The organism is Kluyvera sp. EC_51, assembly GCF_019584505.1.
Taxonomy (GTDB): Bacteria; Pseudomonadota; Gammaproteobacteria; order Enterobacterales; family Enterobacteriaceae; genus Kluyvera; species Kluyvera sichuanensis.
In genome coordinates, this window is the sequence record NZ_VDAG01000013.1 from 32,596 (window position 1) to 47,146 (window position 14,551).

The 14,551-nt window shown below is 58.9% G+C and carries 18 protein-coding genes and 1 pseudogene; 18 read left to right on the forward strand and 1 reads right to left on the reverse strand.

Translation table 11 applies throughout. From position 1 onward, the window contains the following. Nucleotides 1-494: 494 nt before the first annotated feature. The 17 genes and pseudogenes from kdgT to phnP all read left to right on the forward strand — a co-directional run bounded on the left by kdgT (nucleotide 495) and on the right by phnP (nucleotide 13,622). On the forward strand, nucleotides 495-1,493 hold the full coding sequence (gene kdgT, locus FHC49_RS04715) for a 2-keto-3-deoxygluconate transporter (RefSeq protein ID WP_185668497.1): 999 nt from the start codon (nucleotides 495-497) through the stop codon (nucleotides 1,491-1,493). A gap of 245 nt (nucleotides 1,494-1,738) precedes the next feature. Beyond that, nucleotides 1,739-2,074, forward strand: coding sequence for a zinc ribbon domain-containing protein YjdM (locus FHC49_RS04720; RefSeq protein ID WP_035891906.1), 336 nt, complete (start codon nucleotides 1,739-1,741; stop codon nucleotides 2,072-2,074). A gap of 122 nt (nucleotides 2,075-2,196) precedes the next feature. Further along, nucleotides 2,197-2,643 (forward strand): VOC family metalloprotein YjdN, encoded by a 447-nt coding sequence (gene yjdN / locus FHC49_RS04725; protein ID WP_185668495.1) that lies wholly within the window; start codon nucleotides 2,197-2,199, stop codon nucleotides 2,641-2,643. A gap of 132 nt (nucleotides 2,644-2,775) precedes the next feature. Continuing rightward, nucleotides 2,776-3,564: a phosphonate ABC transporter ATP-binding protein gene (gene phnC, locus FHC49_RS04730; protein ID WP_220438962.1), complete on the forward strand. Its 789-nt coding sequence runs from the start codon at nucleotides 2,776-2,778 to the stop codon at nucleotides 3,562-3,564. Nucleotides 3,565-3,587: 23 nt separating this feature from the next. Then, nucleotides 3,588-4,604: pseudogene (gene phnD / locus FHC49_RS04735) on the forward strand (phosphonate ABC transporter substrate-binding protein). 122 nt (nucleotides 4,605-4,726) lie between these two features. Further along, nucleotides 4,727-5,509, forward strand: a complete 783-nt coding sequence (phnE, locus tag FHC49_RS04740) for a phosphonate ABC transporter, permease protein PhnE (protein WP_185668492.1) — start codon at nucleotides 4,727-4,729, stop codon at nucleotides 5,507-5,509. A gap of 20 nt (nucleotides 5,510-5,529) precedes the next feature. Then, nucleotides 5,530-6,255 (forward strand): phosphonate metabolism transcriptional regulator PhnF, encoded by a 726-nt coding sequence (gene phnF / locus FHC49_RS04745; protein ID WP_185668491.1) that lies wholly within the window; start codon nucleotides 5,530-5,532, stop codon nucleotides 6,253-6,255. After that, on the forward strand, nucleotides 6,256-6,708 hold the full coding sequence (phnG, locus tag FHC49_RS04750) for a phosphonate C-P lyase system protein PhnG (protein ID WP_220438964.1): 453 nt from the start codon (nucleotides 6,256-6,258) through the stop codon (nucleotides 6,706-6,708). Beyond that, nucleotides 6,705-7,289 (forward strand): phosphonate C-P lyase system protein PhnH, encoded by a 585-nt coding sequence (phnH, locus tag FHC49_RS04755; protein ID WP_065356600.1) that lies wholly within the window; start codon nucleotides 6,705-6,707, stop codon nucleotides 7,287-7,289. The genes phnG and phnH overlap by 4 nt, the downstream gene beginning before the upstream one ends. Before the next feature lies 1 nt (nucleotide 7,290). Beyond that, nucleotides 7,291-8,355: a carbon-phosphorus lyase complex subunit PhnI gene (locus tag FHC49_RS04760; protein WP_220438966.1), complete on the forward strand. Its 1,065-nt coding sequence runs from the start codon at nucleotides 7,291-7,293 to the stop codon at nucleotides 8,353-8,355. Next, the gene (gene phnJ / locus FHC49_RS04765; RefSeq protein ID WP_220438968.1) at nucleotides 8,348-9,193 is read left to right on the forward strand and encodes an alpha-D-ribose 1-methylphosphonate 5-phosphate C-P-lyase PhnJ; all 846 of its coding nucleotides are present in this window, start codon (nucleotides 8,348-8,350) and stop codon (nucleotides 9,191-9,193) included. Before FHC49_RS04760 ends, phnJ begins: the two co-directional genes overlap by 8 nt. Further along, nucleotides 9,190-9,948, forward strand: a complete 759-nt coding sequence (phnK, locus tag FHC49_RS04770) for a phosphonate C-P lyase system protein PhnK (protein WP_220438970.1) — start codon at nucleotides 9,190-9,192, stop codon at nucleotides 9,946-9,948. Before phnJ ends, phnK begins: the two co-directional genes overlap by 4 nt. Nucleotides 9,949-10,056: 108 nt before the next feature. Continuing rightward, the gene (gene phnL / locus FHC49_RS04775) at nucleotides 10,057-10,743 is read left to right on the forward strand and encodes a phosphonate C-P lyase system protein PhnL (RefSeq protein ID WP_220439002.1); all 687 of its coding nucleotides are present in this window, start codon (nucleotides 10,057-10,059) and stop codon (nucleotides 10,741-10,743) included. Further along, complete coding sequence (phnM, locus tag FHC49_RS04780; protein WP_220438972.1) at nucleotides 10,740-11,876, forward strand: alpha-D-ribose 1-methylphosphonate 5-triphosphate diphosphatase; 1,137 nt, start codon at nucleotides 10,740-10,742, stop codon at nucleotides 11,874-11,876. Before phnL ends, phnM begins: the two co-directional genes overlap by 4 nt. Further along, nucleotides 11,876-12,433 carry a ribose 1,5-bisphosphokinase gene (phnN, locus tag FHC49_RS04785; protein ID WP_220438974.1) on the forward strand — a complete coding sequence of 186 codons (558 nt, stop codon included), beginning with the start codon at nucleotides 11,876-11,878 and terminating at the stop codon, nucleotides 12,431-12,433. The genes phnM and phnN overlap by 1 nt, the downstream gene beginning before the upstream one ends. After that, nucleotides 12,420-12,854: an aminoalkylphosphonate N-acetyltransferase gene (gene phnO, locus FHC49_RS04790; RefSeq protein WP_185668483.1), complete on the forward strand. Its 435-nt coding sequence runs from the start codon at nucleotides 12,420-12,422 to the stop codon at nucleotides 12,852-12,854. Before phnN ends, phnO begins: the two co-directional genes overlap by 14 nt. Nucleotides 12,855-12,863: 9 nt before the next feature. Further along, nucleotides 12,864-13,622, forward strand: coding sequence for a phosphonate metabolism protein PhnP (gene phnP / locus FHC49_RS04795; protein ID WP_220438976.1), 759 nt, complete (start codon nucleotides 12,864-12,866; stop codon nucleotides 13,620-13,622). Here the strand turns inward: phnP and yjdP are convergent. Next, nucleotides 13,619-13,957: a DDRRRQL repeat protein YjdP gene (yjdP, locus tag FHC49_RS04800; protein WP_220438978.1), complete on the reverse strand. Its 339-nt coding sequence runs from the start codon at nucleotides 13,955-13,957 to the stop codon at nucleotides 13,619-13,621. The two genes, phnP and yjdP, sit on opposite strands and share 4 nt — an antisense overlap. Nucleotides 13,958-14,272: 315 nt before the next feature. Here yjdP and FHC49_RS04805 point away from each other — a divergent pair, with 315 nt between their 5' ends. Then, complete coding sequence (locus tag FHC49_RS04805; protein ID WP_185668480.1) at nucleotides 14,273-14,548, forward strand: YtcA family lipoprotein; 276 nt, start codon at nucleotides 14,273-14,275, stop codon at nucleotides 14,546-14,548. Nucleotides 14,549-14,551: the final 3 nt, after the last annotated feature.

The following is a 14,551-nucleotide window of genomic DNA, read 5'->3' on the forward strand; positions in this document are numbered from 1 at the left end:
AAAAAGCCGCCCCTCGGAAAATGACCGTTTGAGGGACAATCCTATTTACCCTAACAGCGATTAATATTGTGATCAACTTAACAAAAGATTGAATCATGCTACCAAAGCGAAATATTCCGCTCACATTTACCTGCTCATTTCCCGCTCAACGCTAGACCCACCGCATGCTTCGCGATGTTTTTTCACCTCAATTTCGAAAAGAGTTTTTTCAGAATTTTTCACATTCACTTCACACCGTTTTTATCTTTTAGGTGCGCTCAATGTCAACATTTGAAATATGTGATCTATATATATAAAACACTGTTTTATTTTCATTGAATCATCATTTCTACAAATGCATTATAACTTCCGAAACAGCGTTAAATATGTCGATAAGTTTCCCTTAACACGAAAGCTGACTGACATAAGAACACCAGATGATAGCCATATAACACACTGAAATTATTATACTTAACCTCTTCTGTCGCCTGGGCGATACGAAGCGAGGATGTCACATGAAAATCAAAGCAACAATGGAACGAATCCCTGGCGGGATGATGCTTATCCCGTTACTGTTAGGCGCGGTATTAAATACCCTGGCCCCAACAACCGGTGAATATTTCGGCTCTTTCACGAAAGGTATGATTGGCGGAACGGTACCGATTCTGGCGGTGTGGTTCTTCTGTATTGGGGCATCCATTGATTTACGCGCTACCGGCACGGTATTACGCAAATCCGGCACGCTGGTGCTGACCAAAATCGCCGTCGCCTGGGTCGTTGCCATGATTGCGGCATCCTTTATTCCTGACACAGGTATTCAGACCGGTTTCTTTGCTGGCCTCTCCGTGCTGGCGATCGTTTCAGCCATGGATATGACCAACGGCGGTCTGTACGCCAGCCTGATGAACCAGTACGGCACTAAAGAAGAGTCCGGTGCGTTCGTGCTGATGTCGCTGGAATCCGGCCCGCTGATGACCATGGTGATCCTCGGTTCCGCAGGCCTGGCCTCCTTTGAGCCGCACCACTTTATCGGCGCCGTGCTGCCATTCCTGATTGGCTTCACCCTCGGCAACCTGGACCACGACCTGCGTGCGTTCTTCAGCAAAGCCACGCCGGTCCTGATTCCGTTCTTCGGCTTCGCGCTGGGTAACACCATCAACCTGAAAGTGATCCTCGACACCGGCCTGCTGGGTATCGTACTGGGCGTGGCGGTTATCGTTATCACCGGTATTCCACTGATTATTGCTGACCGCGTGATTGGCGGTGGTAATGGTACCGCAGGCGTTGCCGCCTCTTCTGCAGCCGGTGCTGCCGTGGCGAACCCGGTTATCATTGCACAGATTAACCCGTCGTTTGCCCCGGTTGCGGCATCCGCTACGGCACTGGTCGCCGCCAGCGTGATTGTCACCGCGATTCTGGTACCGATTATTACCGCGCTGTACGCCAAACGTTATGGCGCACCGCAATCCGCAGAAAATAAACCAGAAACGGCACCACAGCCCGCGCACCACTAATCGGTCCCCTCTCCCCCTGGGGGAGAGGGTTAGGGTGAGGGGAAATGCGCCCGCTGTACCCTCACCCCGGCCCTCTCCCTACAAGGGAGAGGGGGAAACCCACCCCTCGTTTTCTAACCATTCGTCAACCAATTCCTGGATAACACCGACAAATGCAGGGTTTTATTGTATAATCAGGGCTATTTTCGGCGATTTGCCGTTTTACAGGCCTTTGCCTTTCGCACTGCACTTTTGAGGATATATCCATGTCATTACCCCACTGCCCACAATGCAACTCCGAATACACCTACGAAGACAACGGCATGTTCATCTGCCCGGAGTGCGCGCATGAGTGGAACGATGCTGAACCGGCACACGACAGCGACGAACTGATCGTCAAAGATGCCAACGGCAACCTGCTGGTCGACGGCGACAGCGTGACCGTGGTTAAAGACCTGAAGGTCAAAGGCAGCTCTTCAATGCTGAAAATCGGCACCAAAGTGAAGAACATCCGCCTGGTGGAAGGCGACCACAACATCGATTGCAAAATCGACGGTTTCGGCCAGATGAAGCTGAAATCTGAGTTTGTGAAAAAGAACTGATTTAACACGTAGTCTTGCCGGATGGCGCCTCGCTTATCCGGCAATACGCCCCCCGCCCCGCTTCGCCCCCAGAACCGACACGCACTACACTTAATGAGCACTTCTTACCTGAGGTAACGATCATGCCGTTAAGCCCCTATCTCGCCTTTTCCGGAAACTGCGCCGATGCCATTGCCTATTATCAGCAGGCGCTGGGTGCGGAACTGCGCTACAAAATCACCTTCGGCGAAATGCCGCCCTCCGCCATGGATGAAGAAGGCGGCTGCCCGTCCGGCCTGAAGTTTCCCGATAGCGCCATCGCCCACGCCAACGTCCACATCGCGGGCAGCGATATCATGATGAGCGACGGCACCTCGCCGGATGCCGTTAACTACGCTGGTTTTACGCTGGTGCTCGACACCCAGGACGTAAAAGAGGGTAAACGCTGGTTCGACAATCTCGCCGCCAACGGCAAGGTTGAAATGGCCTGGCAGGAGACCTTCTGGGCGCACGGCTTCGGCCGCGTCATCGACCGCTACGGCGTGCCGTGGATGATTAACGTGGTCAAACAACAAGCGCCCACGCTCTAACCACGCGGGAGGCCACGGCCTCCCGCGCTGTCATCAAATCCCGGTCAATTATTCATCTTCAAGTAACTATCTCTTAACCCAAATGTCACATTAATTCGCCACGATGAGGCCACCTTAAATGAGGGTCTCAGCATGCAAACGATTATTCGCGTTGAAAAGCTCAACAAAACGTTCAATCAGCAACAGGTGCTCCACGCCATTGATTTGAACGTCCACGCTGGTGAGATGGTGGCTTTGCTTGGCCCATCTGGTTCTGGCAAATCCACCCTTTTACGTCATCTGAGCGGCCTTATCGTCGGCGATAAAACGCCGGGCAGCCGCATCGAACTGCTGAGTAACACCGTGCAGCAGTCGGGCCGTCTGGCCCGTGATATCCGCAAAAGCCGCGCCCACACCGGCTACATCTTCCAGCAGTTCAACCTCGTTAACCGTCTGAGCGTGATGGAGAACGTGCTGATTGGCGCGCTCGGCAGCACGCCGTTCTGGCGTACCTGCTTTAGCTGGTTTACCCGCGATCAAAAGCAACGCGCCCTGCAGGCGTTAACCCGCGTAGGCATGGCGCACATGGCCCACCAGCGCGTTTCGACCCTCTCCGGCGGCCAGCAGCAGCGCGTGGCGATTGCCCGTGCGCTGATGCAGCAGGCAAAGGTGATTCTCGCCGATGAGCCTATCGCCTCGCTGGACCCGGAATCCGCGCGCATCGTGATGGACACGCTGCGCGACATTAACCAGACCGACGGCATCACCGTCGTGGTGACGCTGCACCAGGTCGATTATGCGCTGCGCTACTGCGAACGCATCATCGCGCTGCGTCAAGGGCACGTGTTCTATGACGGCAGCAGCCAGCAGTTTGATAACGAACGATTTGACCATCTCTACCGCAGCATTAATCGCGTCGAAGAGAACGCGCAGGCTGCTTAACGTCCCCACAATGAGGAATGGAAATGAGTTATAAAGCCGTTGCCGCGCTGGCCTTTACCAGCATGTTTAGCCTCAGCACCCTGTTAACCCCAGCCCACGCGGAAGAGCAGGAAAAGGCACTGAACTTCGGCATTATTTCGACGGAATCACAGCAGAACTTAAAGCCGCAATGGGAACCGTTCCTGAAGGACATGGAAAAGTCGCTGGGCGTGAAGGTCAACGCCTTCTTCGCACCGGACTACGCGGGGATCATCCAGGGGATGCGCTTTAACAAGGTCGATATCGCCTGGTACGGCAACCTCTCCGCCATGGAAGCGGTGGACCGCGCCAACGGTCAGGTATTCGCCCAGACCGTGGCCGCCGACGGCTCCCCAGGCTACTGGAGCGTGCTGATCGTCAACAAAGACAGCCCAATCAACAACCTCAACGACCTGCTCGCCAAACGTAAAGAGCTGACCTTCGGCAACGGTGACCCGAACTCCACCTCCGGTTTCCTGGTCCCTGGCTACTACGTCTTCGCCAAGAACAACGCTTCCGCCAGCGACTTCAAGCGCACGGTTAACGCCAGCCATGAAACCAACGCCCTGGCCGTCGCCAACAAGCAGGTGGATGTCGCCACCAACAACACCGAAAACCTCGACAAGCTGAAGGTCTCCGCGCCGGACAAGCTGAAAGCGCTGAAGGTTATCTAGAAGTCACCGCTGATCCCAGGCGACCCGATTGTGTGGCGTAAAAACCTGTCTGAATCCACCAAGGACAAGGTGTACAGCTTCTTTATGAACTACGGCAAAACGCCGGAACAGAAAGCGGTACTGGAACGTCTGGGCTGGGCGCCGTTCCGCGCCTCCAGCGACCTGCAGCTGCTGCCGATTCGCCAGCTGACGCTGTTTAAAGAGATGCAGACCGTGAAGGGCAACGGCACGCTGAACGACGCGGAAAAGGCCACCAAGACCGCGGAGATTCAGGCGCGTCTAAGTGACCTTGACCGTACCACGGCGGCGATTGGCGCGATGACGTCGGTGACCAAAGCGGTGCAGTAACCCTTTCCCCCTCTCCCTCAGGGAGAGGGCCGGGGTGAGGGGAAATCGGCACTGAGCTGACCCCCTCACCCTAACCCTCTCCCCATAGGGGAGAGGGAACTCAGGAAACCCGGAGCTCAACCATGCAACACACCATCACCGTTCCCCCGCCCAAGCGCAGCTGGTTCTCGCTGATCAGCTGGGCCATCCTGCTGGCAGTGCTTGTCGTCTCCTGGAAAGGGGCGGAAATGAACCCGGTCACGCTGTTCAAAGACGCGGGCAACATGGCGACCTTCGCCGCCGACTTCTTCCCGCCGGATTTTAGCCAGTGGCAGGACTATCTCAGCGAGATGGCCGTGACCCTGCAAATCGCCGTCTGGGGTACCGCGCTGGCGGTCGTGCTCTCCATTCCCTGTGGCCTGATGAGCGCCGAAAACCTGGTGCCGTGGTGGGTTTACCAACCAATGCGCCGCCTGATGGACGCCTGTCGCGCCATCAACGAAATGGTCTTCGCCATGCTGTTCGTGGTTGCCGTCGGCTTAGGCCCGTTTGCCGGGGTACTGGCGCTGTTTATCCACACCACTGGCGTCCTCTCCAAGCTGCTTTCCGAAGCGGTGGAAGCCATTGAACCCGGCCCGGTTGAAGGTATCCGCGCCACCGGGGCGAACAAAATTGAAGAGATCCTCTACGGCGTACTGCCGCAGGTCATGCCGCTCTTAATCTCCTACTCGCTCTACCGTTTCGAGTCCAACGTCCGCTCCGCTACGGTGGTCGGGATGGTGGGCGCAGGCGGCATCGGCGTGACGCTGTGGGAGGCGATTCGCGGTTTCCAGTTCCAGCAAACCTGTGCGCTGATGGTCCTCATCATCGTCACCGTCAGCCTGCTGGATTTCCTCTCTCAGCGTTTGCGTAAGCACTTCATCTGATTAGCGAGGTCTTGTTGGCTATGCACTTGTCTACACATCCGACCAGTTATCCGACGCGTTATCAAGAGATTGCGGCTCGTCTGGAACAGGAGTTGCGCCAGAACTACCGCTGTGGCGACTACCTGCCCGCCGAGCATCAGTTGGCGGCGCGCTTTGAAGTGAACCGTCACACCCTGCGTCGCGCCATCGACCAACTGGTAGAGAAAGGCTGGGTTCAGCGCCGTCAGGGAGTTGGCGTGCTGGTGCTGATGCGCCCGTTCGACTACCCGCTGAATGCCCAGGCGCGCTTTAGCCAGAATCTGCTCGACCAGGGCAGCCACCCCACCAGCGAAAAGCTGCTGTCGGTGCTGCGCCCGGCCTCCAGCCATATAGCCGAAGCGCTGGGCATTACCGAAGGCGACAACGTGATCCACCTGCGCACTCTGCGCCGGGTCAACGGCGTAGCGCTGTGCCTTATCGACCACTACTTCGCTGACCTCACGCTCTGGCCCACGCTGCAAAACTTCAGCAGCGGTTCGCTGCATGACTTCCTGCGTGAGCAAACCGGCATTGCGCTCAAACGCAGCCAGACCCGTATCAGCGCACGCCGGGCGCAGGCCAAAGAGAGCCAGCGCTTAGAAATTCCCAACATGGCCCCCCTGCTGTGCGTGCGCACCCTGAACCATCGTGAAGGTGATGACCAGGCGATGGAGTACTCCGTCAGCCTGACCCGCGCCGACATGATCGAATTTATTATGGAGCACTGAATGCACCTCGATACTGCAACCCGCCAGCACTGGATGTCGGTGCTGTCCCACAGCGACCCGGCAAGCCTCGCGGCAAAAATGGTCGCCCTAAATATCAGCGCTGATTACGAGACGCTCCGCGCCCCGGAAACCGGTCTGGTCCAGCTCCAGGGTCGTATGGGCGGCACCGGAGAACGTTTTTTTGCTGGCGATGCCACCTTAACTCGCGCCGCCGTGCGTTTGAGCAACGGTACCGTAGGCTACAGCTGGGTGCTGGGGCGCGACAAACCGCACGCCGAGCGCTGCGCGGTGATTGATGCGCTGATGCAACAGCCAACCCATTTTCAAACCTTATTAGAAACCCTGATTACCCCGCTGGAAGCCGACCGTACCGCGCGCATTGCCGCACGTCAGGCTGAAATCAATGCCAGCCGGGTCGACTTCTTTACTCTGGTTCGCGGAGATAACGCATGACCCTGGAAACCGCTTTTACCCTTCCCGTGCAGGATGCCCAGCACAGCTTTCGTCGCCTGTTAAAAGCCATGAGCGAGCCGGGCGTGATCGTCGCGCTGCACCAGCTCAAGCACGGCTGGCAGCCGCTGAACGTCGCCACCACCAGCGTGCTGCTGACCCTTGCCGACAACGACACGCCGGTGTGGCTATCCAACGCACTGCATAACGATATCGTCAGCCAGAGCCTGCGCTTTCACACCAACGCGCCGCTGGTTGAGCAGCCGCAGCAGGCAACCTTCGCGGTATCGAGCGACACCATCAGCAGCGAGCAGCTCAACGCCCTGTGCGAAGGCAGCGCCGTCGCGCCGGAAACCAGCGCCACGCTGATTGTGCAGGTCTCAAGCCTCAGCGGCGGCCGCATGCTGCGCCTGACCGGTGCGGGCATCGCCGAAGAACGGATGATCGCCCCGCAGCTGCCGAACTGCATTCTGCATGAACTGACCGAACGCCCGCACCCGTTCCCGCTCGGCGTGGATTTAATCCTCACCTGCGGCGAGCGTCTGCTGGCCATTCCACGCACCACTCACGTCGAGGTTTGCTGATATGTACGTTGCCGTCAAAGGGGGCGAGAAGGCGATAGCCGCCGCCCACGCGCTACAGGAACATCGACGTCGGGGCGACACCGCGCTGCCGGAGCTCAGCGTCGCCCAGATTGAACAGCAGCTTAACCTGGCGGTGGACCGGGTGATGACCGAAGGCGGCATCGCCGACCGCGAACTGGCCGCGCTGGCGCTGAAGCAGGCGAGCGGCGATAACGTTGAAGCGATTTTTCTGCTGCGCGCCTACCGCACTACGCTTGCCAAGCTGGCGGTGAGCGAGCCGCTGGAGACCAGCCGTATGCGCCTGGAGCGCCGCATCTCCGCCGTTTATAAAGACGTGCGCGGCGGCCAGCTGCTTGGCCCCACCTACGACTACACCCATCGCCTGCTGGACTTTACGCTGCTGGCGAACGGCGAAGCGCCAACCCTGAAAACCGACGGCGGTGAGCCGTCTGCCGCGCCACACGTCTTCAGCCTGCTGGCAAACCAGGGGCTGGCAAAAGCGGAAGAGGATAACGGCGCCACGCCGGATGACATCACCCGCACGCCGCCGGTTTACCCCTGCTCACGCTCCTCGCGCTTACAGCAGCTGATGCGCGGCGACGAAGGCTACCTGCTGGCGCTGGCCTACTCCACCCAGCGCGGCTACGGGCGCAACCACCCGTTCGCCGGGGAAATTCGCAGCGGCCATATTGATGTGGAAATTGTGCCCGAAGAGCTGGGTTTTGCGGTGAACGTCGGCGAACTGCTGATGACCGAATGCGAAATGGTCAACGGCTTCGTTGACCCGGCGGACGAACCGCCGCACTTCACCCGCGGCTACGGTCTGGTGTTCGGCATGAGCGAGCGCAAGGCGATGGCAATGGCGCTGGTCGACCGCGCATTGCAGGCGCCAGACTATGACGAGCACGCCGTCGGCCCGGCACAGGATGAAGAGTTTGTCCTCGCCCACGCCGATAACGTCGAAGCCGCCGGTTTCGTCTCGCACCTGAAACTCCCCCACTACGTCGATTTCCAGGCCGAACTGGAACTGTTGAAACGCCTGCAACGGGAGCAGAAAAATGGCTAATCTCAGCGGCTACAACTTCGCTTATCTCGATGAGCAGACCAAGCGCATGATCCGCCGCGCCATCCTCAAAGCGGTGGCGATCCCCGGCTATCAGGTGCCGTTCGGCGGCCGCGAAATGCCGATGCCGTACGGCTGGGGCACCGGCGGAATTCAGCTGACCGCCAGCGTGATTGGCGAAGCGGACGTGCTCAAGGTCATTGACCAGGGCGCGGACGACACCACCAACGCCGTGTCGATTCGCCAGTTCTTCCAGCGCGTTACCGGGGTGAACACCACCGAACGCACCGAAGACGCCACCTTGATCCAGACGCGTCACCGGATCCCGGAGACGCCGCTGGTTGAGGATCAGATCCTAATCTTCCAGGTGCCGATCCCCGAGCCGCTGCGCTTTATCGAACCGCGCGAAACCGAGACCCGCACCATGCACGCGCTGGAAGAGTACGGCGTGATGCAGGTGAAGCTGTATGAAGACATCGCCCGCTTCGGCCATATCGCCACCACCTACGCCTACCCGGTGAAGGTGAACGGCCGCTACGTGATGGACCCGTCGCCGATCCCGAAATTCGATAACCCGAAGATGGACATGATGCCCGCGCTGCAGCTGTTCGGTGCCGGGCGCGAAAAACGCATCTACGCCGTGCCGCCGTTCACCCGCGTTGAGAGCCTCGATTTTGACGACCATCCATTCACCATCCAGAGCTGGGACGAGCCGTGCGCCATCTGCGGGTCGCAGCATAGCTACCTCGATGAAGTGGTGCTCGATGACAGCGGCAAACGGATGTTTGTCTGCTCCGATACCGATTTCTGCCGCCAACAGAGCGAGGCGAAAAACGCATGACGCAACCATTACTCTCCGTTGACCGCCTGACCCATCTCTACGCGCCGGGCAAGGGCTTCAGCAACGTTTCCTTTGACCTGTGGCCGGGCGAAGTGCTGGGCATCGTCGGCGAATCCGGCTCCGGTAAAACCACGCTGCTGAAATCCATTTCGGCGCGTCTGACGCCGCAGGAAGGGGAAATTCGCTATCAGGACAGTTCGCTGTACGCGATGACTGAGGCCGACCGTCGCCGCCTGCTGCGCACCGAGTGGGGCGTGGTGCATCAGCATCCGATGGACGGCCTGCGTCGTCAGGTATCGGCGGGCGGCAACATTGGCGAACGGCTGATGGCTACCGGCGCGCGCCACTATGGCGATATCCGCGCCACCGCCCAGCGCTGGCTGGAGGAAGTGGAGATCCCAGCGTCGCGCATTGATGACCTGCCGACCACCTTCTCCGGCGGGATGCAGCAGCGCCTGCAGATTGCCCGCAACCTCGTCACCCACCCGAAGCTGGTGTTTATGGATGAGCCTACCGGCGGGCTGGACGTGTCGGTGCAGGCGCGTCTGCTCGACCTGCTGCGCGGCCTGGTGGTGGAGCTGAACCTGGCGGTGGTGATTGTCACCCATGATTTAGGCGTTGCACGCCTGCTCGCCGACCGTTTGTTGGTAATGAAGCGGGGTCAGGTGGTGGAAAGTGGGCTCACCGACCGGGTGCTCGACGATCCACACCATCCGTACACCCAGCTGCTGGTGTCGTCGGTGTTGCAGAACTAACCCTCGGTGCCATTCCCGGCGGCGCTGCGCTTGGCCGGGCTACTCCGAATTTGTAGCCCGGCCGAGCAACGCGACACCGGGGAGGCTCAAATGTTAAAGAGGCAAAAAATGAACGCGATCCGCGTCGAAAACGTCAGTAAAACCTTTGTTCTGCACCAGCAAAACGGTGTCCAGCTGCCGGTGCTGCGCGAAGCCTCGCTCACCGTCAACGCCGGGGAGTGCGTGGTGCTGCACGGCCACTCCGGCAGCGGTAAATCTACCCTGCTGCGCTCGCTGTATGCTAACTACCTGCCGGATGAAGGGCATATCCATATTAAACACGGCGACGAATGGGTCGATCTGGTCAGCGCCCCCGCGCGCAAGGTGGTGGAAGTGCGTAAGACCACCGTCGGCTGGGTCAGCCAGTTTCTGCGCGTGATCCCACGAATCTCCACGCTGGAAGTGGTGATGCAGCCGCTGCTCAACATCGGCGTACCCCGTGAAGCCTGCGCCGCGAAAGCCGCCCAGTTGCTGACGCGCCTCAACGTGCCGGAGCGCCTGTGGCACCTCGCGCCGTCGACCTTTTCCGGCGGCGAACAGCAGCGCGTCAACATCGCCCGTGGCTTTATCGTCGACTACCCAATTTTGCTGCTCGACGAACCCACCGCCTCGCTGGACGCCAAAAACAGCGCTGCCGTGGTCAGCCTGATTACCGAAGCCAAAGCCCGCGGCGCGGCTATCGTCGGTATTTTCCATGACGAAGCCGTCCGCAACCAGGTCGCCGACCGCCTCCACCCAATGGGTACACCCGCATGATTATCAATAATGTAAAGCTGGTTCTTGAGAACGACGTGGTTCACGGTTCCCTTGAGGTACAGGACGGCGAAATTCGCGCCTTTGCCGAAAGCCAGAGCCGCCTGCCCGAAGCGATTGACGGCGAAGGCGGCTGGCTGCTGCCGGGGCTGATTGAACTGCATACCGATAATCTGGATAAATTCTTCACCCCGCGCCCGAAGGTTGACTGGCCCGCCCATTCGGCGATGAGCAGCCACGACGCGCTGATGGTCGCCAGCGGCATCACCACCGTGCTGGATGCGGTCGCCATTGGCGATGTGCGCGACGGCGGCGACCGTCTGGAAAACCTCGAAAAGATGATCAACGCCATCGAGGAGACGCAAAAGCGCGGCGTTAACCGCGCCGAGCACCGCCTGCATCTGCGCTGCGAGCTGCCGCATCACACCACCCTGCCGCTGTTTGAAAAGTTGGTAGGCCGCGAGCCGGTATCGCTGGTCTCCTTGATGGACCATTCGCCGGGCCAGCGCCAGTTCGCCAACCGCGAGAAGTACCGCGAATACTACCAGGGCAAATACTCGCTGACCGATGCGCAGATGCGTCAGTACGAGGAAGAGCAGCTGGCACTGGCAGCCCGCTGGTCGCAGCCGAACCGTACGGCGATTGCCGGGATGTGCCGCGAGCGCAATATCGCGCTGGCAAGCCACGACGATGCCACCCACGATCACGTGGTTGAATCGCACCAGTTGGGCAGCGTGATCGCCGAGTTCCCCACCACCTTTGAAGCGGCGGAATCCTCGCGTCGCCACGGCATGAACGTGCTGATGGGCGCGCCGAACATCGTGCGCGGCGGCTCGCACTCTGGCAACGTCGCAGCGCACAAACTGGCGGCGCTGGGGCTGCTGGATATTCTCTCCTCCGACTATTACCCGGCGAGCCTGCTGGACGCGGCATTCCGCGTCGCCGATGACGATAACAACGCCTTCACCCTGCCGCAGGCGATCCATCTGGTGACCCGCAACCCGGCACGCTCGCTGAATCTGCACGACCGTGGAGTGATTGCCGAAGGAAAACGGGCCGACCTGGTGCTGGCGCACCGCAAAGGCGAGCATATTCATATCGACCACGTCTGGCGTCAGGGAAAAAGGGTGTTCTGATGAAGGGAAAACTGGTCTGGTTAATGGGGCCGTCCGGCTCCGGGAAGGACAGCCTGCTGGAAGTGCTTCGCCAGCAGGAGCTTTCCCAGTTGTTAGTGGCGCATCGCTATATCACCCGCCCGGCCAGCGCCGGGTGTGAAAACCATATCGCGCTGAGCGAACAGGAGTTTTTCACCCGCGCAGGGCACAATCTGCTGGCGCTAAGCTGGCACGCCAACGGCCTGTACTACGGCGTGGGCGTGGAAATTGACCTCTGGCTGCACGCCGGGTTTGATGTGGTGGTGAACGGCTCACGTGCGCATCTCACCCAGGCGAAAGCCCGCTATACAGAGGCGCTGCTGCCGGTCTGTCTGCAGGTCTCACCAGAGATCTTGCGCCAGCGGCTGCACGCCCGCGGGCGGGAGAACGGCGTGGAGATTGCCGCCCGGCTGGAACGCGCCGCGCGCTATACGCCGTCGGAGTGCCACACGCTCAACAATGACGGCAGTCTGCTACAGTCGGTAGAGACCCTCCTCACGCTGATGGGGAGAAAGGAGCCACGCTATGCTTGTCTGTGAACTACGCCATGCCACCTTCGAGGACATCGAGGACGTCTACGCACTCATGTGCGAGCTGAAACAGGCCGAATACGACAGAGACGCCTTTTACACCGGCTTCGCCGCCAATCTTCAGGATAGAAATCTGCACTATCAGCTGGCGCTGCTCGACGACGAGGTGGTGGGCATGGTGAGTTTGCATTTGCAGTTCCACCTGCATCACGCCAACTGGATAGGCGAAATTCAGGAGCTGGTGGTGATGCCACAGGTGCGCGGCACCGGCATTGGCAGCCAGCTGCTGGCGTGGGCGGAAGAGACCGCACGCGACGCGGGCGCGGAGATGACCGAGCTGTCCACCAGCGTCAAACGTCTTGATGCCCACCGTTTTTATCAACGTGAAGGCTATGCCCCAAGCCACGTTCGTTTTACCAAAGCGTTATGAGGATGCTGTATGAGTTTGAGCCTCACCCTCAGCGGTACCGGCAGCGCGCAGGGCGTGCCCGCCTGGGGCTGCGACTGCCTGGCCTGTACGCGGGCGCGTCGCGCCCCGCAGTATCGGCGGAAAGCCTGTAGCGGCGTGGTCCGCTTTAACGACGCCGTGACCCTGATCGACGCCGGGCTGCACGATCTTACCGATCGCTGGCCCGCAGGATCTTTTCAGCAGTTTTTGCTCACCCACTACCATATGGATCACGTGCAGGGGCTGTTTCCGCTGCGCTGGGGCGTGGGCGAGACCGTTCCGGTCTACGGCCCGCCGGATGAACAGGGCTGTGACGATCTGTTCAAACATCCCGGCCTGCTGGATTTCAGCCACACCGTGGAACCGTTCGTGGTCTTTGATTTGCAGGGATTGCAGGTCACGCCCGTACCGCTCGAACACTCGAAGCTCACCTTTGGCTACCTGCTGGAAACGCCGCATAGCCGCGTTGCCTGGCTCTCGGATACCGCCGGGCTGCCGGAGAAAACGCTGACCTTTTTAAGCAATAATCGCCCGCAGGTGATGGTGATTGATTGCAGCCACGCTCCACGGGAGCAGACGCCGCGCAACCATAGCGATCTGGCGACGATTCAGGTACTTAACGACGAGATCCGCTGCCCGCGCGTTATCCTGACGCATATCAGCCACCAGTTTGATGAATGGATGATGACCCACCTGCTGCCGCCCGGCATTGAGGCAGGCTATGACGGTATGGAAATTCGCCTGGATTAACGGTCGTAATCGTCGTCGAGGCGCTGCTCGTCGTCCGACAGCTGACGGCGTTCCTGATCGAGCTGGCGCTGGCGATCGTCAAGCTGGCGTCGGCGGTCATCAAGCTGCCGACGACGATCGTTATATTGCTGGCTGCTCTGCGTACTGCGGCGATCGTTATAGGATCGATCGTCGTCATCCCGATCGCGGCTGGAGCGATCGCTGCTGCCCGGGTTGTAGGCATCGTTGATCGCCTGCTGAATATTGCCAATGGCGCCATCAATAATATCGGCATGCGCGAGCTGGCTGGTCAGCGACAGCACGCAGAAGCATACGGCGGTGAGGTAACGTTTCATAGGGCCAGTCTCGTCAGGGAGCTGGCGGTAGGTTATGCAAGTGTGCACCATCGGTGTAGCGGAGGAATCTCAATTCAGCCAGCAAACAGCGAGATGCAGACGATACCAAAACAAGCCTAAAATAAGCCCGCCGGCATTCAAATTCATAATAAATATAATAACAACCACAAGAAATATAAAATATAAATAAGTTATGAATGCGATAGGAAAATAAAGCTATTTTTCTCCTGCGAAAAAATAGCCATACTGTCTCTTCCCATGGCTATTTTATATTCATCATAAATATTGTTAGAAATACACAGGATGTATTCTATTATGCAAATCATAAAATCCCGGATTAGGATAGCGCTAGAAAAAATGGCCTGGCTGATGCCCGCGCTAGGACTGACGGGGTGTTCGTTATCCCCCGCCATCCCGGTCATTGGCGCCTATTACCCTGGCTGGCTGTTCTGTCTTATTATTGGCGTTATCCTCACGCTTATTTCACGGCGAATAATCCTTAATCGATACCCTTCACTGGCATTGGCCAGCGTGATTTATACCGCCCTTTTTGCTCTTTACTCCATGCTGGTCTGGCTGGTCTTTTTCTAACTC